The following is a 20,792-nucleotide window of genomic DNA, read 5'->3' as shown; positions in this document are numbered from 1 at the left end:
GAGGCCCCGATCTTCCAGGTCGCCGACTACGGCCTCGTCGCCGACCTGTTCGACGTCCTGCCGGAGCTGGAAAAGGCCCTCTGAGGGCGATCCGGGCGGCATCGACGCGACGATTAATCGCTGGAAAAAGTTGCCGCATCGCATTATCACTTCACCGGGCTGGAATTCTCCGGCCCGGTTTCTTTTTTGACGCGCGGCCGATCGCGCCAGCGGCGTTACTATTCAGTGAGCAAGGCAATGAGCACGATCAGGAATGTCGGTATCGTCGGAGCAGGTCAGATGGGCTGCGGCATTGCGCATGTCTGCGCCGTCGCCGGCTACAAGGTCCAGATCTACGATCTGTCAGCCGAGAGGATCGAGGCCGGGCTGGCCACGATCCACGGCAATCTGGCGCGCCAGGTCGCCTCCGGCAAGATGACCGACGAGGAGCGCAAGAACGCGCTGGCCCGGATCAAGGGATCGAACGACGTCAACGACCTGTCCCAAGCCGATCTGGTGATCGAAGCCGCGACCGAGGATGAGACGGTCAAGCGCAAGATCTACGGCCAGGTCTGCCCGGTGCTGAAGCCCGATGCGATCCTGGCGACCAATACCTCATCGCTGTCGATCACCCGGCTGGCCTCGGCCACCGACCGCGCCGAGCGCTTCATGGGCATTCATTTCATGAACCCGGTTCCGGTGATGAAGCTGGTGGAGCTGGTGCGCGGCATCGCCACCGAGGAAGACACCTTCGCCACCGCCAAGCAGTTCGTCGCCACCCTCGACAAGACGGTGACGGTCGCCGAGGACTTCCCGGCGTTCATCGTCAACCGCATTCTGCTGCCGATGATCAACGAGGCGATCTATACGCTTTACGAGGGCGTCGGCACGGTCGACGCGATCGACACGGCGATGAAGCTCGGCGCCAACCATCCGATGGGCCCGCTGCAGCTTGCCGACTTTATCGGCCTCGATACCTGCCTGTCGATCATGCAGGTGCTCTACGAGGGCCTGGCGGACTCGAAGTATCGCCCTTGTCCGCTGCTGGTCAAATACGTCGAGGCCGGCTGGCTCGGCCGCAAGTCCGGCCGCGGCTTCTACGACTACCGCGGCGAAGTCCCTGTTCCCACCCGCTGACAGTCGAGCGGACGCATTAAGCTCTTCTGAAAGATTCCGCGATATCAAAGCATATCGCGGAAGCATTTCACGACGAGCCCATGAGCGCGTTTTCGCCGGAACCAAGAATACCCGTTTCGAAGTCGCGGCTTTTCGACCGGGCCGCCATTCGTCTGATGCTGATCGCCGGATTGGTGCCGAACGGCATCTTTCTTGTCGCGATGCCGTTCTTCATTGCCCAACGGCTGATAGCGCCCCTGCTCTATCTGCTCGCGACCGCCGCGGCATTGTTTCTCCCGCCGTTCTGCGCCTACCTGCTGTTCCTCTTGGTCGCCGCAATTGATCTCGGCCTGATCATTTCCATCGCCTTCCATCTGCCCCTGCACACCGCGCTGGACTCTGTCCGGTTCCTGAGCACGATCGACGTCACCGCATCGACATTCTATGTGACCACCGTCACCCTCACCTTCACCATGCCCCTGCTAGCCGCATTGCTGTTGAATCGGCACCGCGAAGAGATCCGCTTTGCCTCGCCAATTCCCGTTGCGCTTCTTGCCTTTGCCCTCGTCGGCGCTGAGCTGCACTTCAATCTGCCCTATGCCGCCAAGGCGGAACCCGAATTCGACAGCGCGATGACACAGAACGGGCTGGCGGCAGACGCTATAGCCGCGCGCGGCAACAACCTTCTCGTGGTGCTGGTCGAGGGGCTCGGCGCGATCGCGAACGCAAACGAAAAAGCCCTGCTCTCGGCAGAACTTGAGCGGGCGGCTGCGAGCGGAAACTACACGCTTACCCACGGAACCACGCGCTACTCCGGGTCGACAACTGCGGCTGAATCGCGGGAACTGTGCGGTCGTTGGGGCGATCACCTCGACTATATCCACGAGAATGGTCCGTTCGATTGTCTTCCGCGGCAGTTGGCGGAGCATGGATATGCGACCACCGCGTACCATGGCTACACCTCGGCGATGTTCGCACGGAACATTTGGTATCCGAAGATTGGCTTCGAGGACCTCCATTTCGCTGACGAACTGGCCAGGGATGTTCCGATGCTGGTGCCAAACCGATGCGGCAGCGTCTTCGAAGGCCTTTGCGATACGGAGGTGGCGCATGCTGTGCGCGCGCGGCTGCTGGCGGCGGACAAGCGTCCCAAACTTGTCTACTGGCTAACGTTGAATTCACACGTTCCTTTCGTTGCCAAGCCGGACGGCCAGCTTCGCTGCGGTACGGAAGAAGCGGCGATCGCCAACCGGACGACATGCGAACTGACCGAGCTTTGGGGCGATGTATTCAAGTCCGTGGCGTCCATCGCCACCGACCCCGAATTGCCACCGACCGACATATTGGTGGTCGGCGACCATCACACCCCGCTTTGGGAGCGCGACGCGAAAAAGCGATTCATCCTTGGATCTGTCGACTGGTATTTTTTGCGTAGCAGCGGACGGTTGCATGAGCAGCAACTGGCCGAACGATGGAGAGATATTCCCCTTCGCACCGGGGAAACCAGCGACAACGGGATCGCGCGCCCAACGACCACCATTTCCACGAATTTTCTGCAGAACTCCGCCAAGTGGGACTAATTTTTTCCTGACCAGACCGTGATTGGTCCGCCGTGCCTCGGATTGAGTTCGGCCGGCCATTATGGTCCCGGCAGACAACGCACTTGCAGGAGACAATCACATGAAGCGCCTTCTTCTGATCGGTGCCGCCATCGCGGCGCTGGCAGCCCCCCTTTCGGCCCATGCCGCCGACAAGCTCCTGAACGCGTCCTATGACATCGCCCGCGAACTGTTCGCCGCCGAGAACGAGGCCTTCGTCAAGGCCCATCCCGGCATCACGATCGACCAGTCGCATGGCGGCACCTCCAAGCAGGCGCGCGCCATCGTCGAGGGCCTCGAAGCTGACGTCGTGACCTTCAACCAGGTCACCGACATCGATTTCCTCGTCAAGAACGGCTTCGTCGCCGAAGACTGGCAGACGAAGTTCCCGAACAACGCCTCGCCCTTCTACTCCTTCCCCTCGTTCCTGGTGCGCGCCGGTAATCCGAAGGGCATCAAGGACTGGAACGATCTCGCCCGTGACGACGTCAAGGTGATCTTCCCGAACCCGAAGACCTCCGGCAACGCCCGCTACACCTATCTCGCGGCAACAGCCTACGCGAAGGAGAAGTTCGAAGGCGACGAGGCGAAGGTGAAGGAATTCGTCACCAAGATCTTCGACAACGTGCCGGTCTTCGACACCGGCGGCCGCGCCGCAACGACCACCTTCGTCGAGCGCGAGATCGGCGACGTCATCATCACCTTCGAGGCCGAGACCAAGGCGATCGCCAAGCAGTACGGCACCGACAAGTTCGAGCAGGTCGTGCCCTCCGTCAGCCTTCTGGCGGAATTCCCGGTCGCCGTCGTCGACAAGGTCGCCGAGAAGCGGGGCAGCCAGGAACTGTCCAAGACCTACCTCGATTTCCTCTATTCGCCGGAGGGCCAGAAGGTCGCCGCAGAGTTTGGCCATCGCGTTCATGACGAAAAGGTCGCCGCCGAGTTCAAGGACCAGTTCCCGGACATCCGCCTGGTGAAGGTCGAGGACGTCTTCGGCGGCTGGGGCCAGGTCTCCAAGGAGCACTTCGCCGAGGGCGGCATCCTCGACACGATCTACGGCAGCCGGTAACACCAGGAAAGATCCGATCGGGACCGGCGGGAGAAACCCCGCCGGTCCTTTATGTTGCAGAAAGGACGAGCATCTTGAAACGGCGCGTTTTGCCGGGCCTGCCCCTCTCCCTCGGGATCACGCTGGTCTATGCGGCGATCATCATCGTGCTGCCGCTGACAGCGCTCGTGTTCAAGGCCGCAAGCCTCGGCCCGGCCGACTACTGGCGCATCGTCTCGTCCGACCGCGCCGTCGCCAGTTACATGGTGACCGTCTCCAGCGCCCTCGTCGCAACCCTGTTCAACCTCGTCTTCGGGCTGGCGCTCGCCTGGGTGCTGGTGCGCTATCGCTTCCCCGGCCGCCGCCTCATCGACGCGCTGGTCGACCTGCCCTTCGCGCTGCCGACCGCCGTTGCCGGCATCTCGCTGACGACGCTGTTTGCGACCAACGGCTGGTTCGGCGCGCCGCTTTCCGAACTCGGCATCAAGGTCGCCTACACGCCGCTCGGCATCATGATCGCCATGGCCTTCACCAGCCTGCCCTTCGTGGTGCGCACCGTCCAGCCGGTGCTCGAAGAACTCGATCCGGCGCTGGAAGAGGCGGCGCAGACGCTCGGCGGCAGCGACGTTTCGATCTTCCGGCGCGTTATCCTGCCGCTGCTGACGCCGGCGCTGCTCGCCGGCGTGTCGCTGTCCTTCGCCCGCAGCCTCGGCGAGTTCGGCGCGATCATCTTCATTGCCGGCAACCAGCCCTTCTCGACGGAGATCACTGCGCTGCTGGCCTTCATCCGCCTCGAGGAATACGACTACCCGGCCTCCGCCGCGATCGCCTCCGTCATGCTGATCGCCGCCTTCGTCATGCTCGCGGTCACCAACCTCATGCAGGCGCGCGCGCTTCGCTACACCGTGAGAACCTGAGCCGATGAAATCGCATCATTCCGGCCGCCGGCCGCCCCGCATCGGCGACGACCCGCTGTTCCGCCGCGTCCTGCTCGGCGTCGTGCTGTTCTTCGTCGCCGTCATCATCGTCGCCCCGCTGGCCGTCATCGGCGTCCAGGCCTTTTCCAAGGGGCTTCCCTATTTCGCCGCCGCGATCGCCGAGCCGGACACCCTGCACGCGATCATGCTCACCGTGCTGACGGCATTGATCGCCGTGCCGATCAACACTGCCTTCGGCATCGCTGCCGCCTGGGCGATCACCAAGCATGATTTCGTCGGCAAGCGGTTGCTGACGATCCTCATCGAGATCCCGTTCTCCGTTTCGCCGATCGTCGCCGGCGTTGCCTACCTGTTCGTCTACGGCCTGCAGGGCCTTTTCGGGCCGGCGCTGGAGAGCGCCGGAACCAAGATCATGTTCGCGCTGCCCGGCATCGTGCTGGCCAGCATGTTCGTCACCGCCCCCTTCGTTGCCCGCGAACTGATCCCGCTCATGCAGGCGCAGGGACGCGACCTCGAGGAGGCGGCGACCTCGCTCGGCGCCAGCGCCTGGCGCACCTTCTTCTCGGTGACGCTGCCCAACATCAAGTGGGCGCTGCTCTATGGCGTCGTGCTGTGCAATTCGCGCGTGATGGGCGAGTTCGGGGCGGTCTCGGTCGTCTCCGGCAACATCCGCGGCCAGACCAACACGCTGCCGCTGCACATCGAACTGCTCTACCACGACTATGACGCCGTCGGCTCCTTCGCCGCCGCGTCGATCCTCGCGACGCTGGCGCTCGTCACGCTGGTGGTGAAGGTGGCGCTGGAGCGCCAGGGCGCCGGCCGCAGCAACCGCCCGGCGACGCTCGCCGGCAATGATAAACTTTCGGAGGTCAAGCCTTGAAAATCCGCCTCAACGACGTCGTCAAGACCTTCGACACCTTCCGCGCCGTCCATGGCGTGTCGCTGGAGATCGAAAGCGGCGAACTGGTGGCGCTGCTCGGCCCCTCCGGCTCCGGCAAGACGACGATCCTGCGCATGGTCGCCGGCCTCGAATATGCCGACCACGGGCACATCTATTTCGGCGACGAGGACGCCACCGACATTCCGGTGCGCGACCGCGGCGTCGGCTTCGTCTTCCAGCACTACGCGCTGTTCCCGCACATGACGGTGGCCGAAAACATCGCCTTCGGCATGAAGGTGTCGAAGGTGACGCGCTCGCCGGAGGCCATCCGCGACCGGGTCGACGAACTCTTGGCGCTGGTGCAGCTCTCAGGCCTCGGCGAACGCTTCCCGGGGCAGATCTCCGGCGGCCAGCGGCAGCGGGTGGCGCTGGCGCGTGCACTCGCCGTCGATCCGCGCGTGCTGCTGCTCGACGAGCCGTTCGGCGCCCTCGACGCCAATGTGCGGCGCGACCTGCGCCGCTGGCTGCGCAAGATCCATGACGAGCTCGGCATCACCACCCTCTTCGTCACCCACGACCAGGAGGAGGCGCTCGACCTCGCCGATCGTGTCGTCATTCTCGACAAGGGCAATATCGTGCAGGAGGGGACGCCGGAGGAAGTCTGCCGCGCCCCCGAGAACGCCTTCGTCATGAAGTTCCTCGGCGATGCCAACGCGCTGCCGGCGACGGTGCGCGACGGCAAGGCCTATGTGCAGGACGTTGCCTTCGACGCTCCGGACCTGAAGGACGGCCCGGCCGACCTGCTGTTCCGCCCGGCCGACGTCTCCTGGCGCGAGACTGGCGAAGGCGTGCCGGCGCAGATCCTGCGCGTGCTCGACCGGCCGGATTCGCGCCGCGTACTGGCAAAGACCACCGGCGGCCAGTCGATCGAGTTCGACACGGCGCCGGAGTTTCCCCACAAGAAGGGCGAACAGGGTTTTCTCGACATCCGCCGGCCGAGGGTTTACGCGACGCCGTGAGTCCGGAAGCGCGTCACGTTCCAGCGGACGCAACAAAAATGTGGCGCTACAACAGCCCCTCACCCTAGCCCTCTCCCCGCAAGCGGGGAGAGGGGACGTGCCCTCACAGGTGCTGTGGGACGGAGGCGCCGCTGCATCCTTCCTTCTCCCCGTTCACGGGGAGAAGGTGCCGGCAGGCGGATGAGGGGCAAAAACGCCGGGCGAGTCCGCTTCCGAAGAAGACCTTGTTACGTCACGAGGCCGGCGCGGCCGGGAGTGCGGCCTTGATCAGCGCCTTCGCATCCTCGCTGTCCCAGACCGCCGGGCCGTTCATGGCGCCGATGAGGCAGCCCTTGTCGTCCATCAGCAGCGTCACCGGCAGGCCGAAGGCCAGCCCCTCCTTCTTCAGGGCGTTGAAGACGCCCATTGAGCTGTCACGATAGTAACCGAGGTCGTGCACGCCGGTCTCGTCGAGGAAGGCCTTCGGCTTCTCGTCGGTTCCCGTGTCGATGTTGATCGCGACGACCTCGAAGCGATCGCTGCCGAGCTCCTTCTGCAGCGCATTCAGCGCCGGCATCTCCTCGCGGCAAGGGAAGCACCAGGTCGCCCACAGGTTGACGAGCAGCGTCTTGCCGGCAAAATCGGCGACCGTAAGCGGCTTCCCGTCCGGCCCGTTGAAGGCAAGCGCCGGCAGCGGGCGCGGCTGGTCCGCAGCCATCATGGCGGCGACCTGCCCTTTCAGGAACGGCGTCAGCGCCGCTGCCTTTTCCTTTGCCGCTTGGCACTGGCCGGCGCTGGCGACGGGCGTGCCGGGCTCGCCATTGCCAGACCGGCTCTCCATCACGTATACCGCTGCCGCACCGGCAAGGATGCCGGCAAGCGCGGCCAGCGTGAGCAGCTTTGCGGCCGGGCGGCCCGGCTTCTTCTCGACTGTCATTTCATTCTCCAGGATAGGCAATCCCATGGCTGACGCAAAATCTGAGACCCAGTCCTCGAACCAGATGTGGGGCGGCCGTTTCGCTTCGGGCCCGGATGCGATCATGGAGGAGATAAATGCCTCCATCGACTTCGACAAGAAGCTCTACGCCCAGGATATCCGTGGCTCGATCGCGCACGCGACCATGCTCGCCCATCAAGGCATCATTTCCGCCGAAGACAAGAACAAGATTGTCGCAGGCCTGGAAACGGTCTTAAAGGAAATCGAAAGCGGCGCCTTCGAATTCTCCCGCAAGCTCGAAGACATCCACATGAACGTGGAGGCCCGGCTTGCCACCCTCATCGGCCCGGCCGCCGGCCGGCTACACACCGCCCGCTCACGCAACGACCAGGTCGCGCTTGATTTCCGCCTCTGGGTGAAGGAAGAGCTGCAGAAGACCGAGAAGATGCTCACCGCGCTGATCACAGCCTTCCTCGATCGCGCCGAGGAGCATGCCGACACCGTGATGCCTGGCTTTACCCATCTGCAGACGGCGCAGCCGGTCACCTTCGGCCACCATTGCATGGCCTATGTGGAGATGTTCGGCCGCGACCGCCAGCGCGTCCGCCATGCGATCGAGCACCTCGACGAAAGCCCGATCGGCGCTGCGGCGCTCGCCGGCACCGGCTTCCCGATAGACCGCCACATGACGGCGAAGGCCCTCGGTTTCCGCGAGCCGACCCGCAACTCGATCGACACGGTATCGGACCGCGACTTTGCGTTGGAGTTCCTGTCGATCGCCGCGATCGCCGCAACCCACCTTTCTCGCCTCGCCGAAGAAATCGTCATCTGGTCGACGCCGCAGTTCGGCTTCATCCGGCTTTCGGACGCGTTTTCGACCGGCTCGTCGATCATGCCGCAGAAGAAGAACCCGGACGCCGCCGAACTGGTGCGCGCCAAGACCGGCCGCATCAACGGCTCGCTGATCGCGCTGCTGACGGTGATGAAGGGCCTGCCGCTCGCCTACTCCAAGGACATGCAGGAGGACAAGGAGCAGGTCTTCGACGCCGCCGAGAGCCTGGAACTGGCGATCGCCGCGATGACCGGCATGGTGCGCGACATGACGGTCCGCGTCGACCGAATGAAGGCAGCCGCCGGCTCGGGCTATTCCACCGCGACCGACCTTGCCGACTGGCTGGTGCGCGAGGCGGGCTTACCCTTCCGCGACGCCCATCATGTCACCGGTCGTGCCGTCGCGCTCGCCGAGCAGAGGGGTTGCGAACTGGCCGAACTGCCGCTCGTCGACCTGCAGGCGATCAATCCTGCGATCACCGACAAGGTTTATGGCGTGCTGACGGTCGAAGCCTCCGTCGCAAGCCGCACCTCGTTCGGCGGCACCGCGCCCTCGGGTGTGCGCCAGCAGATCGCCTGGTGGCGGGCCCGTGGTTGACAGGCGACCAATCAATCGCCTTGCATGAAGCATCAGCAGAATCGGGGTGCACAAGCAGCCCCAGATTCTGCTAAGTGTTTCACAACCAATAAAGACCGCTATCGGAGCCGTGACCCGCATGACACTGAAGACCACTGCCAGGCTGGCCCTCGTTCTTGTTCTTTCGGCGACGGTAATGGCGGCTTGCGGCCGCAAGGGCGACCTCGATCCGCCCGGCCCGGCGACGACCACAAAGGCGATCGTCGGCCCGGATGCGAAGAAACAGGCCGTCGAGGACAAGCCCTTCATCCTCGACGCCCTCCTCTGACGGAAGCGACACTGTGAACCACTTCGAATATCGCGACGGCGTTCTCTTCGCCGAGGACGTGCCCGTTCCCGAAATCGCCAAGGCGGTCGGCACGCCCTTCTACTGCTACTCCACGGCGACGCTCGAGCGTCATTACAAGGTCTTTTCCAAGGCCTTCGACGGCGTCGACGCGCTCGTCTGCTATGCGATGAAGGCGAATTCGAACCAGGCGGTGCTGAAGACGCTCGCGCGTCTCGGCGCCGGCGTGGATGTCGTTTCCGAGGGCGAACTGCGCCGCGCGCTGGCCGCCGGTGTCCCCGCTTCACGCATCATGTTCTCCGGCGTCGGCAAGACGGCGCGCGAGATGGACCTCGGCATAGAGGCGGGCATCTACTGCTTCAACGTCGAATCCGAGCCGGAACTCGAGGTGCTCAATGCCCGCGCGGTGAAGGCGGGCAAGCAGGCGCACGTCTCGTTCCGCATCAACCCGGACGTCGATGCCCGCACGCACGCGAAGATCTCGACCGGCAAGAAGGAGAACAAGTTCGGCATCTCCTGGGAGCGCGCCCGCGCCGTCTACGCGCATGCCGCCAAGCTGCCGGGCATCAAGGTCACTGGCATCGACATGCATATCGGCAGCCAGATCACCGAATTGCAGCCGTTCGAGGACGCCTTCCGGCTGCTGCGCGAATTGGTGCACACGCTGCGCGCCGACGGCCACGCGATCGACCATGTCGACGTCGGCGGTGGTCTCGGCATCCCCTACAAGAGTGACAATTCCCCGCCGCCGCTGCCGGACGCCTATGCCGAGATCGTCAAGAACGAACTCAAGGGCCTCGACTGCAAGATCGTCACCGAACCGGGGCGGCTGATCGTCGGCAATGCCGGCATCCTCGTCACCGAGGTGATCTATGTGAAGGACGGCGGCGAAAAGACCTTCGTCATCGTCGACGCGGCGATGAACGATCTCATCCGCCCGACGCTCTACGAAGCCTGGCACGAGATCCACCCCGTGGTGATCTCGGCGGCCAACGCGCCGCGCATCCGCGCCGACGTCGTCGGCCCCGTCTGCGAAACCGGCGACTACCTGGCCTTGGACCGCGAGATGGCAATGCCGAAGCCGGGCGACCTGATTGCGGTCGGTTCGGCAGGCGCCTACGGGGCGGTCCAGGCCGGCACCTACAACTCGCGCCTGCTGGTGCCGGAAATCCTGGTCAAGGGAGACCGCTTCCACGTCGTGCGGCCCCGCCCCACCTACGAAGACCTGATGGGTCTCGACTCCGTGCCCGACTGGCTCGCTTGAACCACGGCCAGTAGCCCTGCCCGGGAACAATCGAAGCTGGAAAACGATCACGTTTTCGAGCGCGCCCTCGCCTTGGCCACAAAGAATGTTATCCTCTCGGCAGTTGGGCGTCGCGAGGGGCCTGCAAGCATGCGAGGACCGATGCACGAAGACGCGAAGAACGCCTCCGGCAAGGGACAGGGCTACGATCTTTCGGCGCGGTTGGATCGCAAGCGCGCTTTGGCATGCGCGGTTCTCTTTGCCGAAAGCATCCTTCCAAAGCTGCTTCCGCTGATCCTGATCGTCGCGAGCCTGCTCGCGCTGACCTGGTTCGGCTACTTCCGCCATGTCCCCGCCTGGCTGCATGTGGCGACGCTTGCAGTCTTCGGGCTCGGGTTTCTGCTTGCGGCAGCGCGACTGAGGCAAGCGGTCTGGCCCCAGGTCGACCGGGCCGATCGCATGCTGGAAGAACGCAATGGCCTCGTTCATCAGGCGATCCAGGTGCAGGCGGACCGGCCTGTCCGGGATGGGCCGGTTGCGGACGCGCTCTGGCGCGAGCACCAGACCCGCATGGCCCGCACGGTCGGCGCCCTCCAGGCCGGGTTTCCGCGGCCGGACATCGCGCGCCACGACCGCTTTGGCCTGCGCGCCGTGCCGTTGCTGCTTCTTGCCGTTGCCTTCGCCTTTTCCTATTCCAATCGGGCGGGACTGCTGTCCGATATCGTCACGGTTCGCGCGCCGACAGAGGACAAGCCGGACATCCGCATCGACGCCTGGATAACGCCGCCCGCCCACACCGGCCGCGCTCCGGTGTTCCTGACCGGAGCAGAGCAGCCGATCGATGGGACGCTGCGCGTACCGCAGTTCAGCGAACTGACCGTGCGCATCACCGGCGGAGTTGGCGGCGGTATCGGCGATGCGGTTTCCTACACGCCGACGGGGGAGAAAGCGACGGCGATCCGGGCAGACGAACCGAAGCAGGGCGCTGACAAGGTTGACAAGGCGGAAGCAAGCGCCGCGCAGGAAACAGCCTCCGCCACGCCCGCCTCCACGACGCTGCACTACAGGATCGTCAAGAGCGGCTCCCTTTCGCTCGATGGCCGCCAATGGGCCTTCGACATCATCCCGGACCGAGTTCCCGAAATCGCCTTTGACGGCGTGCCGCGCAAGACCGCCGCTTCGGCCCTGGAAATCCGCTTCGTCGCCAAGGATGACTACGGCATACAGGAGGCGCATGCGGAAATCGTGCCGGTGGAACCGCCAGCCCAGGATGCGCGGCCACTCTATCCGCCGCCGGAATATCGATTGGATCTGCCGCGACGCAACGCCCGTGACGCAAAGGGCACGACGAGCCGCAATCTCACTGAACATCCGCTCGCAGGAAAGAGGGTACGCATAACGCTGGTCGCCCGCGATGCCGCCGGCCAGGAGGGGCGCAGCCAACCGCAGGAAATGATCCTTCCGGAGAAGGCGTTCTTTGAGCCGCTTGCTGCGGCGGTTGCCGAACAGCGGCAGACTTTCGCGCTGGACGCCAATCAGTTGCCGCGAGCGATCACGCTCAGCGAAGCGCTGATGGTGCGGCCGGAGGAGACCATTCCCAATCCCACGCATTTCCTGCTGATCAGGTCGGCACAGGAGCGCATGAAGCTTGCGCGCAATGACGACCAGTTGCGGGAGACGGCCGATTACCTGTGGGAAATCGCCCTCGGCATCGAGGACGGCAACCTCTCGCTCGCCGATCGTCGCCTGCGCGAGGCCCAGCAGGCGCTGTCGGACGCGCTTGAACGCAACGCGCCCGACGAGGAAATCGCCAAGTTGATGCAGGACCTGCGCGACGCCATGCAAGCCTACATGCAGGAACTGGCGCGCCAGGCCGAGAAGAACGGGCAGATGCAACAGAATGCCCAGCAGCAGGGCCAGATCCTGCGCCAGCAGGATCTCGAACGAATGATGGACCAGATCGAGAACCTGGCCCGCTCCGGCGCGAAAGACCAGGCCCGACAGCTTCTTGCCGAAATGCAGCGCATGCTGAACAACCTGCAGGCCGGGCGCCCGCAGCAGCAGCAGCAGGGCCAGCAATCGGACGCGATGCGCCAGCAAATGGACAAGCTCGGCAGGCTGCTGCAGGATCAGCAGAAGCTGATGGACCAGACCTTCAACTACGACCAGGCACTGCAGGATCGCCTTCAGAGCGGCGATCCCCTGCCCGGCGAGGACGAGTTGTTCGGTCAGCCGGGCGATCAGGGCAACGAGCAGCAACCGGGCAATTCGCCGAGCGACCAGATGACCGCGGACGAACTACGCCAGGCGCTGAAGGATCTGAAGGCCCAGCAGGACGCGCTCGGCAAACAGCTCGGCGAACTGCAGAAAGGCCTGAAGGAAATGGGCATCGAACCCGGCAAGGGCTTCGGCGAGGCCGGCCGCGAGATGAAGGGAGCCTCCAATTCGTTGGGCAGGGGAGAAGGCGAGCCCGCAGTCGAAAGCCAGGGCCGGGCGCTGGAGGCGTTGCGCCAGGGTGCACAGGACATGATGAGCCAGATGCAGGCCATGGGCCCGGGCGGGCCGGGCGAGGGCCAGCCGCAGATGGATCGGACCGGCCGAGACCCGCTCGGACGGGAGCGTCCGGACACCGCGCAAGGCCCTGACTATGACGGCCGCACCCGGGTGCCGGAAGAAATCGACATCCAGCGGGCCCGCGAGATCCTGGATGAAATCCGCCGCCGGCTCGGCACGGGCAATGCGCCGGTCATGGAGCGCAACTATCTTGAGCGGCTGCTCGGCATCGAGTGACACGCACTTGCGTTGGGCGGTCCAAAACGGCCGCAACTGCCCGGCCGTCTATCCGGGCCGGCCTATGTCATGCCGCCAGCGCCCGCGCAACCGCAGTGCGGATGTCGGGCAGGCTGAACGGCTTGGCGACCACGTCAATGATCTTCTCGGCGAGATCCTCGGCGCGTTCGCGCTGTTCGGCATAGCCGGTCATCAGCAGGATCTTCAGGTTCGGATGGGCGTCTGCGGCCCTGTGGGCGAGCTCGATTCCATCCATCACCGGCATGCGGATATCGGACAGGAGCAGGTCGAATTCCCCCTCTAATAGGGTTTCGAGCCCTTGCGCCCCATCGGCGGCCTCGACCGTTTCATGCCCGTCGAGCCGAAGCGCCCGCGCCACGAAGATGCGAAGCGAATCCTCGTCTTCGGTGATCAGAATTCTCGCCATGTTATCCTCATCAAGCCGCCCAACCGACTTTATCCGGGCGGCGTCCTAGTGCCGCCGGGCGTCGTTGTCGCGGCTGAGACATGACCAGAGTTTCGTTTGCGATCGGTAAACGAAAGAGAGGCAAAAGCAGGTGCGCCTACTCAGCGTCACCGGTGATGACGCCGACGAAGGGCAGTTCGCGGAATGCGTAGGCAGCGTCCATCCCATAACCGACGACGAAGTGATCCGGGCACTCGAAGCCGACATAATCGGCTTCCAGATCGGTTTCGCGCTTCACGCTCTTGTCGAGCAGCACCGCGATCGTGACGTGCCGCGCACCGCGCTCCAGCAACAGGTCCTTGGCAAAGCGCAGCGTACGACCGGACTCGAGAATATCGTCGATCAGCAGGATGTCGCGCCCATGGACGTCGCTGTCGATGTCCTTGACGATCTTTACCCCCTGCGACTTCGTGCCCTTGCCGTAGCTGGACAGGGTCACGAACTCCACTTCCGGTGCGAGGCCCGTGGAGTGCATGGCGCGAATCAGGTCGGCGGCGAAGATGAAGGAGCCCTTCAGGATCGAGATGACCAGAAGGTCATGGGTCGGACCGGCCATGATCTCAGCCGCCATCTCGGCGTTGCGCTTGGCGATCTGCTCGGCGCTGTAGAGGGTCTCGATCTTCTTTCCGCGCACTACCTGCATTGCGACGTGGCTCCATATGGCGAGGTTCTGCTGCGCCGCGCCTCGGTTCGGACGCGCAAGGCACGCACAGCATTGTGGATCCGCACACGGGCCGTCCAGAAATCCTTCCGAGCTTCTGGGGGCCATGCACGAGCGGGGCTGCACCCCGTCCATGCCGCATAGCACACTCAATGCAAGGGCGCACCCGCCGGTTCAAGCGAAACCGCAATTTTCGGCAGGTTTGCCCCGCCGTGGGGCAGCTTCAGCAAAAATGCATCCGTTGCACCGGGCGGCAGGCTCGCAGCACCCGGCTCGATACGATGACGCGCGACCGACTTGCCGCCCGCAATGACGTCCACGACGATCGCCGGCACCGTACGCGTGTCGCGGGAGCGGTTTTCGACTGTACCGTACACCGAGAGCACCTTCATGCCATCGCGGTCGTCAAGCGACGACGAGACACCGGCAATTTCGAAACCGCCGACCGGCCCGGCGCCAGTGAAAACCGTCGCCAATGCCGAGAGTCCGCCGGCTAGGAAGAACATGGCGACGACGCAACCCGCAACGACGGCGCCAAAGGCGCGTTGCGGCAGAAGCTGGAGCAGCCGCTCGGCAAGGCGCACTGCCCAGGCAAGTCCCAGAAAGGCGAGGCGAACGGCCTGCGCGGTGATGGCGGTGTACGGCGATCGGGTAAGCCGCTGATTGTCGTTGTAAACCGGCCTGCGAGCCGACGGCGCCTCGGCCGGAAGAACGATGAAGTGAGCATCGACGGCAGGCGCGTGCCTGTTCTCTGGGGCGACGCGCTTGCGGATGCCGGGTTCTGGCGGCAGGAGATCGATCGAGGCGCTTCGTTCGCGCCGTGCGCCGAATGCGCTCATGGCGGTTCTCCTTGTCGTTGCTTCGCGCAGTGGTCGTGGCCCGCAAAAAGTCGGGCATTGAACCAAATCCTTACGAAACGTAAACCATATTGGTTAATGCTTCGGAAACCGGCCTTGGATGGGCCTTGATTCCATGCGATTCGCGAGTGGTGACACGCGCGCCGCGCACAGACGAGAACCGGATTACCCCTTTGATACAGTTCGAGAATGTCGGTTTGCGCTACGGAATGGGTCCGGAAATCCTCCGCGACCTTACCTTCGACATCCCGTACCGATCCTTCCAGTTCCTGACCGGGCCCTCCGGGGCAGGTAAGTCGACGCTGTTGCGCCTGCTGTTCCTCTCCCTGCAGCCCACCCGCGGCCTTGTGCGCACGTTCGACCGGGACATCGCCACCATCCCGCGCGACGAGTTGCCTATGCTCCGGCGGCGAATTGGCATCGTCTTCCAGGATTTCCGCCTGCTCGACCACCTGACGACCTATGAGAATGTCGCCCTGCCGCTGCGAGTGCGCGGCAAGGAGGAGTCCTCCTATCGCGCCGACGTGCTGGAGCTGCTGAAATGGGTGGGGCTTGGAGAGCGCATCAACGTGCTGCCCCCGGTCCTGTCTGGCGGCGAAAAGCAGCGCGCGGCGATCGCGCGCGCCCTCATCGACCGACCAGAGCTGCTGCTGGCGGACGAACCGACCGGCAACGTCGATCCGCCCATGGCGCGACGGCTGCTCAGCCTGTTTCTCGAACTGAACCGGCTCGGCACGGCAGTCGTCATCGCCACGCACGATCTGTCGCTGATGGACCAGGTCGAGGCGCGACGCATGATCCTCTCTCACGGTCGGCTCGACATCTATGAGTGAGCCCACCCCGCACAATGCGGCCGAACGCGCCCCGCAAAAGCGCTCGGAGATGCAGGTCCGACCAACCGCACCGATCGTGCCGGAGGCCAACGTTTCCGGCAACGCGCTGATGTGCGTCATCGCCATCATGGCCTTCCTGGCCTGCCTGACCTACGGCGCCGTGAGCATGGTGCGGGCGACGGCGGCAAGCTGGCAGAGCCAGATCTCGCGCGAGATCACCATCCAGATCAAGCCGGACGACAAGCTCGACATGGAGGCGGCCTTGCGCGATGCGCGCGATCTCGCCCTCACCTTCACCGGCACTAAGGACGGCCAGATCGTCGACCGCGCAGCAACTGCAAGGCTGCTGGAGCCCTGGCTCGGCGAAGGCCTCGATCTCGACGAACTGCCGGTCCCTCGCCTGGTCATCATCACCATCGACGAGCGCAACCCGCCCGATTTCGCCGCCATGCGGCAGGCCCTGACCGAGACCATCCCGCAGGCTTTCCTCGACGATCACCGCACCTGGGTGAACCGGCTCGTCGCCATGGCGGAAACAACCGCCTGGATCGGGACCGCCGTCCTGGTTCTCGTCTTTACCGCCATGGTGCTGACGGTGATCTTCGCGACGCGCGGCGCGCTGTCCGGCAACCGTCATATCATCGAGGTGCTGCACTTCGTCGGCGCCGAGGCGGGCTTCGTGGCCAGCGAGTTCCAGAAGCATTTCCTCAAGATCAGCCTGAAGGGTTCGTTTGCCGGCGGCGCGCTGGCCGCCCTCGTCTTTGCCATCGCCGGCTACTGGCAGAGCAGTTCGCTCGCGACGCCCGAGAGCGACCAGGCGACGGCATTGTTCGGCACCTTTTCCGTCGGCCTCAGCGGATACCTCGGCATCGCCGCGACGATGCTCATCATCGCCCTTTTGACGACGCTGACGGCACGTTTCACCGTGATGCGCACGATTTTCGAGATCGACCGCATCCGCTCAGACCCGGCTAGAACCGACGGTTTGCCGAGCAGCTGAAGCATGGCCTGCCGCAAACCTCGATCCGTTTGGGAGAAAGTCGTACAAAAACAGAGCACAACATGCGGCAAGCGTGCCTGAAAGACCGTTCTGCGCTTCGCGCGGAAAGCCGCGCTAATCTGAGGCAGCCGACTCGTGCTTGCCGCAATCGACAGCTATGAGAGAGAATCATGGCCGCAATGGAAGAGTCGAGAAAGGCGATAGTGGAGGACCGGCAGCCACCAGCACGACGCTGGCGGGTCCGCCCGATTCGTCGTTTTGTGCATCTGTTTCTCGGTCTGATGCTGTTGTTCTGCGCCGTTCTGCTTGCCGGATTTTTGTATTTCGCCGAAACCGTCGCGTCGCTGGAAACACCACGGCATCCGAAGGCAGACGCGATCGTTGTGCTGACAGGCGGCTTTCAGCGCATCGACCAGGCACTCGAACTGCTGAGACAGGGCGCGGGAGAGCGGCTTCTGATCTCTGGCGTCAACCCGACGACCAGCGGCAATCAGATCCGCCGTTTCACGCAGAGCTCGTCGCGACTGTTCGAATGTTGCGTCGACATCGGCCATGATGCGCTGGACACGATCGGCAACGCCAACGAGACGGCCCGTTGGATCAGCGACCACGGTTACCGCACGGTGCTGGTCGTCACCAACAACTACCACATGCCTCGCAGCCTGCTCGAGCTGCGCCGCAGCGACACGAGAACCGAATTTCTTTCCTATCCGGTCATCAACTCCGACCTGAAAAACGGCAACTGGCTCGGCCAGCCGTTGGTCGTCAAGACGATCCTGTCGGAATACGTGAAATACTCCGTCGCCATGCTGCGCGATGTGATCGGTGCCGGAACCGCAAGCGGGCTGCGCGGCGACGAGGCGGCGCGTGCCGCCTTGAGGTAGCCGGCCGGCGCACGAAGCCGGCCGCTGCGCACTTGGCCGCATGGTCGGGGTAGTCACCCGGCAACGAGGGAGAGGATGCGATCGTAGAGCTCCCGGTCGACCCTGATGCCCTCAGTTACGCTTCGCTGCCGCGCGCGATACCGCCTTTCAGACGGCAGCCTTGCCCCTTGAACTCCAAACGCGGCGAAGAGCGCCTCCGCCGCCGCGTGATTGTGCTCGACGGTCTCGCCTCCCAGCAGGGCCGGGTTGAAGGCGATGACGAGCTCGGCATGACAGGGCGCTGCCTTGGCGCCCGCATCGAAGGCCATCGACTGCAAGCTCGTCGGTCCCCCGATCAGCGGGCCCGCCAGCAACTCCACCATGGTGGCGAGGGCCGAGCCCTTGTGTCCTCCGAACGTCAGCATCGCACCGGACAGCACGGCCGCCGGATCGGTGGTCGGCCTGCCCTCGGAATCGACCCCCCACCCCACTGGTATCGGCTTGTTCTCCTTGCGATGGCGAGCGATCTCCGCCCGGGCGGCTGCGCTCGTGGCGAAATCGAACACGTAGGGGGGATGATCCTTGCGTGGCCAACCGAATGCGATCGGGTTGGTCCCAAGGATCGGGGCGGTGCCGCCCGCCGGCGCAACCCAGCTGTGGCTGGGATTCATGATCAGAGCCGCCAGACCGTGCGCGGTAATCGCCTCGATTTCCGGCCACAGGGCGGTTGAATGAAAGCAGTTGTTGATGGCCAGAATGGAAACGCCCATAGCCTTGGCCTTTGGAACCAGCATCTCCAGTCCGCGCTCGAATGCGAGCAGGGAATAGCCGAAGTCGGCGTCGATCCTGGTCACCGCAGCGGAGACCTCCTCGGGTATCGGATCCGCATTCCTGTTGAACCGCGGATGGCGCATGGTGTCCAAACAGCCCGGCAGCCGCTGCAGTCCGTGTGACCGGCAGTCATCCCGCTCGGCCCAGGCCATCGCGCGGGCCAATGGTTGCGCCTGGGCGGGGGACAGCCCATCCTGCGTCAGAACCTTCATGGCGAGGTCGATCACCCCTTCGACCGAAAGGACAACCTCGTCGCGCGCGTCCTGCAAGTTCAATTCCATGTCTCCTGTATCGACGGACATCCGTGAGACCGCATCAAATCATTGATTTTACACGATATACATACAGTATACAGAACCTGGCCCACCTTTACCAGCCGACCCGGCCTGCCAGCATGGCCGAAGGACACCTGGATAGGTCGATCCGGGCCATCAAAACCGCTGACAACGGCATCGGTCGATCACCGTCCCGACAAGGCGTCAGTCGGCAACCGAACTGGTTCCACGGGAGCACTTTCTGCCCGACTGGAGGTCGCTCGACTGATAGCCGGTTTCCGCCGCTCGAATTATCGTGTAGGCAGGCACACCTTTTGCAGATTGCTGTGCGGCGCGTCCGGCCGGACGCGCGGGGAGACATTCCGGCTCATGATCGTCGTGCGTTCCATACTGTTCAACCTGGCCTTCTATATCAACCTGATCGGGCAGATGATCGTGCTGTCGCCGGCCTATTTCCTGCTGCCGCGCAAGAAGGCCATGATGATTCCCAAGAACTGGGCTCGCAGCAATCATTGGCTGTTTGATAAGATCGTGGGCACCACTTTCGAGATCGAGGGCCTGGAGAACATCCCCAAGGGGCAGGGCTACATCTTCGCGCCGAAGCATCAGTCGCTCTGGGACACCTATGCGCTGCTGCCCTGGCAGGACGACCCCTTCTATATCCTCAAGCGGGAACTGACCTGGATCCCGCTTTTCGGCTGGTACATCCTGAAACAGCGAATGGTGCCGGTCGACCGCGGCGCGCGCGGCCGGGTCATGGCTGCGGTAATGGAGCGCGCAAAGGCCGAGATGAAGTCCGGACGCCAACTGATCATCTATCCCGAGGGTACCCGCCGGCCGCCCGGCGCGCCGCCGGAGTACAAATACGGTATCGCCCGCCTCTATCGCGATCTGCAAGTGCCGGTGCTGCCCGTCGTCATGCACCCCGGCCTGTTCTGGCCGCGGCGCAAATTCCTCCGCTATCCCGGTCATTTCAAGGTGCGCATCCTGCCGCCGATCCCGGCCGGCATGGACCCGGACGATTTCCTCGCCCATCTGGTCGACGTCATGGAGACTGCCAGCGACAAGCTGCTGCTTGAAACGGTCGAAGCCAATCCGCACGTGCCTCTGCAACCCACCGCCGCGACGAGGATCGCCGAGTTGCGTGCGCGAAGCATCTGACCGGGATCGTCAGCCACCGCACGTCAGCCGCTCGACTGTGCGGCCGACCTCCTCCAGCCAGTGGTCGCGTATGCCCATCTCCCGCAGATGGGCGAGCGTGTTGGCGACGTATTCGGTGTTCGGCCCGGACTTGCCCCTTGCCGTGCTGACGGTGACAGCAGCCTCCTCGACCGAAAGGGCGCCGGCGTATTGATGATGGGCGCGGTCGATCACATAGGCGAGCGCCGGTGCGCGGACCCCATCCAGGAGGGTGACAGGCAGCGTGCGCTCCTTGTAGACGTGGGTGACGAGTTCCCGCTCCCGCAAATAGTCAAGGACGGCGTTCCGGCGCTCCGGCGCGACACGAAAGGCCATCCCCCAGCAGGATCCCCCCCGGTCGAGGCCAAGGACAAGACCCGGCTGGTCCGGCGTGCCCCGATGCACCCAGGAACGAACGCAGAGCGCCCGACGAAAGCCATGGAGGCGCGCAGGCCGGCTCTCCTCGACTTCGAAGCCAGGATTCCACATCAGCGAACCGTAGCCGAAGACCCAAAAATCGTTTCTGTCCACCGCGCGATACCGTATCTA

General features: G+C 64.1%; 20 protein-coding genes. 14 read left to right on the top strand and 6 right to left on the bottom strand.

All coding sequences use genetic code 11. The annotated features are described in order from the left end of the window. Positions 1 to 237: 237 nt before the first annotated feature. The 6 genes from JNC62_RS06075 to JNC62_RS06050 all read left to right on the top strand — a co-directional run bounded on the left by JNC62_RS06075 (position 238) and on the right by JNC62_RS06050 (position 6,575). The gene (locus JNC62_RS06075; protein ID WP_374836913.1) at positions 238 to 1,116 is read left to right on the top strand and encodes a 3-hydroxybutyryl-CoA dehydrogenase; all 879 of its coding nucleotides are present in this window, start codon (positions 238 to 240) and stop codon (positions 1,114 to 1,116) included. Positions 1,117 to 1,196: 80 nt separating this feature from the next. Continuing rightward, positions 1,197 to 2,675: a sulfatase-like hydrolase/transferase gene (locus JNC62_RS06070; RefSeq protein ID WP_374836911.1), complete on the top strand. Its 1,479-nt coding sequence runs from the start codon at positions 1,197 to 1,199 to the stop codon at positions 2,673 to 2,675. A 100-nt stretch (positions 2,676 to 2,775) separates the two neighbouring features. Then, complete coding sequence (gene cysP / locus JNC62_RS06065) at positions 2,776 to 3,759, top strand: thiosulfate ABC transporter substrate-binding protein CysP (RefSeq protein ID WP_374836909.1); 984 nt, start codon at positions 2,776 to 2,778, stop codon at positions 3,757 to 3,759. Between the two features lie 74 nt (positions 3,760 to 3,833). After that, positions 3,834 to 4,655, top strand: coding sequence for a sulfate ABC transporter permease subunit CysT (cysT, locus tag JNC62_RS06060; RefSeq protein WP_374836908.1), 822 nt, complete (start codon positions 3,834 to 3,836; stop codon positions 4,653 to 4,655). A 4-nt stretch (positions 4,656 to 4,659) separates the two neighbouring features. Then, on the top strand, positions 4,660 to 5,556 hold the full coding sequence (cysW, locus tag JNC62_RS06055; RefSeq protein WP_374836906.1) for a sulfate ABC transporter permease subunit CysW: 897 nt from the start codon (positions 4,660 to 4,662) through the stop codon (positions 5,554 to 5,556). After that, the gene (locus JNC62_RS06050; RefSeq protein ID WP_374836905.1) at positions 5,553 to 6,575 is read left to right on the top strand and encodes a sulfate/molybdate ABC transporter ATP-binding protein; all 1,023 of its coding nucleotides are present in this window, start codon (positions 5,553 to 5,555) and stop codon (positions 6,573 to 6,575) included. Before cysW ends, JNC62_RS06050 begins: the two co-directional genes overlap by 4 nt. 232 nt (positions 6,576 to 6,807) lie before the next feature. Here the strand turns inward: JNC62_RS06050 and tlpA are convergent, their stop codons facing one another. After that, positions 6,808 to 7,491, bottom strand: a complete 684-nt coding sequence (gene tlpA, locus JNC62_RS06045) for a thiol:disulfide interchange protein TlpA (protein WP_374836903.1) — start codon at positions 7,489 to 7,491, stop codon at positions 6,808 to 6,810. 25 nt (positions 7,492 to 7,516) lie between these two features. Between tlpA and argH the strand changes: the two genes are divergently transcribed. The 4 genes from argH to JNC62_RS06025 all read left to right on the top strand — a co-directional run bounded on the left by argH (position 7,517) and on the right by JNC62_RS06025 (position 13,278). Next, positions 7,517 to 8,920, top strand: coding sequence for an argininosuccinate lyase (gene argH / locus JNC62_RS06040; RefSeq protein ID WP_374836901.1), 1,404 nt, complete (start codon positions 7,517 to 7,519; stop codon positions 8,918 to 8,920). Positions 8,921 to 9,038: 118 nt separating this feature from the next. Then, a complete protein-coding gene (lptM, locus tag JNC62_RS06035) occupies positions 9,039 to 9,227 on the top strand; it encodes an LPS translocon maturation chaperone LptM (protein ID WP_374836899.1) in 189 nt (62 codons plus the stop codon). A gap of 13 nt (positions 9,228 to 9,240) precedes the next feature. Beyond that, positions 9,241 to 10,509, top strand: a complete 1,269-nt coding sequence (lysA, locus tag JNC62_RS06030) for a diaminopimelate decarboxylase (protein WP_374836898.1) — start codon at positions 9,241 to 9,243, stop codon at positions 10,507 to 10,509. Positions 10,510 to 10,650: 141 nt separating this feature from the next. Further along, a complete protein-coding gene (locus JNC62_RS06025; RefSeq protein WP_374836896.1) occupies positions 10,651 to 13,278 on the top strand; it encodes a TIGR02302 family protein in 2,628 nt (875 codons plus the stop codon). Positions 13,279 to 13,345: 67 nt separating this feature from the next. Here the strand turns inward: JNC62_RS06025 and JNC62_RS06020 are convergent, their stop codons facing one another. From JNC62_RS06020 to JNC62_RS06010, 3 genes are all read right to left on the bottom strand, one after another. After that, complete coding sequence (locus JNC62_RS06020; protein ID WP_374836894.1) at positions 13,346 to 13,705, bottom strand: response regulator; 360 nt, start codon at positions 13,703 to 13,705, stop codon at positions 13,346 to 13,348. A gap of 136 nt (positions 13,706 to 13,841) precedes the next feature. Then, the gene (gene hpt, locus JNC62_RS06015; RefSeq protein WP_374836892.1) at positions 13,842 to 14,387 is read right to left on the bottom strand and encodes a hypoxanthine phosphoribosyltransferase; all 546 of its coding nucleotides are present in this window, start codon (positions 14,385 to 14,387) and stop codon (positions 13,842 to 13,844) included. A 167-nt stretch (positions 14,388 to 14,554) separates the two neighbouring features. Then, complete coding sequence (locus JNC62_RS06010) at positions 14,555 to 15,244, bottom strand: hypothetical protein (protein WP_374836890.1); 690 nt, start codon at positions 15,242 to 15,244, stop codon at positions 14,555 to 14,557. Positions 15,245 to 15,435: 191 nt separating this feature from the next. Between JNC62_RS06010 and ftsE the strand changes: the two genes are divergently transcribed. The 3 genes from ftsE (at position 15,436) to JNC62_RS05995 (ending at position 17,979) form a co-directional block, all read left to right on the top strand. Continuing rightward, a complete protein-coding gene (gene ftsE, locus JNC62_RS06005) occupies positions 15,436 to 16,095 on the top strand; it encodes a cell division ATP-binding protein FtsE (protein WP_374836888.1) in 660 nt (219 codons plus the stop codon). After that, a complete protein-coding gene (locus JNC62_RS06000; protein WP_374836886.1) occupies positions 16,088 to 17,095 on the top strand; it encodes a cell division protein FtsX in 1,008 nt (335 codons plus the stop codon). The genes ftsE and JNC62_RS06000 overlap by 8 nt, the downstream gene beginning before the upstream one ends. Positions 17,096 to 17,265: 170 nt before the next feature. Further along, the gene (locus tag JNC62_RS05995) at positions 17,266 to 17,979 is read left to right on the top strand and encodes a YdcF family protein (RefSeq protein WP_374836884.1); all 714 of its coding nucleotides are present in this window, start codon (positions 17,266 to 17,268) and stop codon (positions 17,977 to 17,979) included. A gap of 53 nt (positions 17,980 to 18,032) precedes the next feature. Here the strand turns inward: JNC62_RS05995 and JNC62_RS05990 are convergent, their stop codons facing one another. Beyond that, entirely contained in the window at positions 18,033 to 19,064 is a 1,032-nt protein-coding gene (locus JNC62_RS05990; RefSeq protein WP_374836882.1) for an Ldh family oxidoreductase, read from the bottom strand. Positions 19,065 to 19,433: 369 nt separating this feature from the next. On the opposite strand from JNC62_RS05990, the gene JNC62_RS05985 reads away from it, so the two are divergent. Continuing rightward, complete coding sequence (locus JNC62_RS05985) at positions 19,434 to 20,225, top strand: lysophospholipid acyltransferase family protein (protein ID WP_374836880.1); 792 nt, start codon at positions 19,434 to 19,436, stop codon at positions 20,223 to 20,225. Between the two features lie 9 nt (positions 20,226 to 20,234). Here JNC62_RS05985 and JNC62_RS05980 read toward each other — a convergent pair whose 3' ends face one another. Then, positions 20,235 to 20,774, bottom strand: coding sequence for a gamma-glutamylcyclotransferase (locus JNC62_RS05980; protein WP_374836878.1), 540 nt, complete (start codon positions 20,772 to 20,774; stop codon positions 20,235 to 20,237). Between the last annotated feature and the right edge of the window lie 18 nt (positions 20,775 to 20,792).

It is taken from the genome of Mycoplana ramosa, from assembly GCF_041930185.1.
Classification (GTDB): Bacteria; Pseudomonadota; Alphaproteobacteria; order Rhizobiales; family Rhizobiaceae; genus Mycoplana; species Mycoplana ramosa.
The sequence above is the reverse complement of the archived record's forward strand: the minus strand, read 5'-3'. Positions and strand labels throughout refer to the sequence as shown.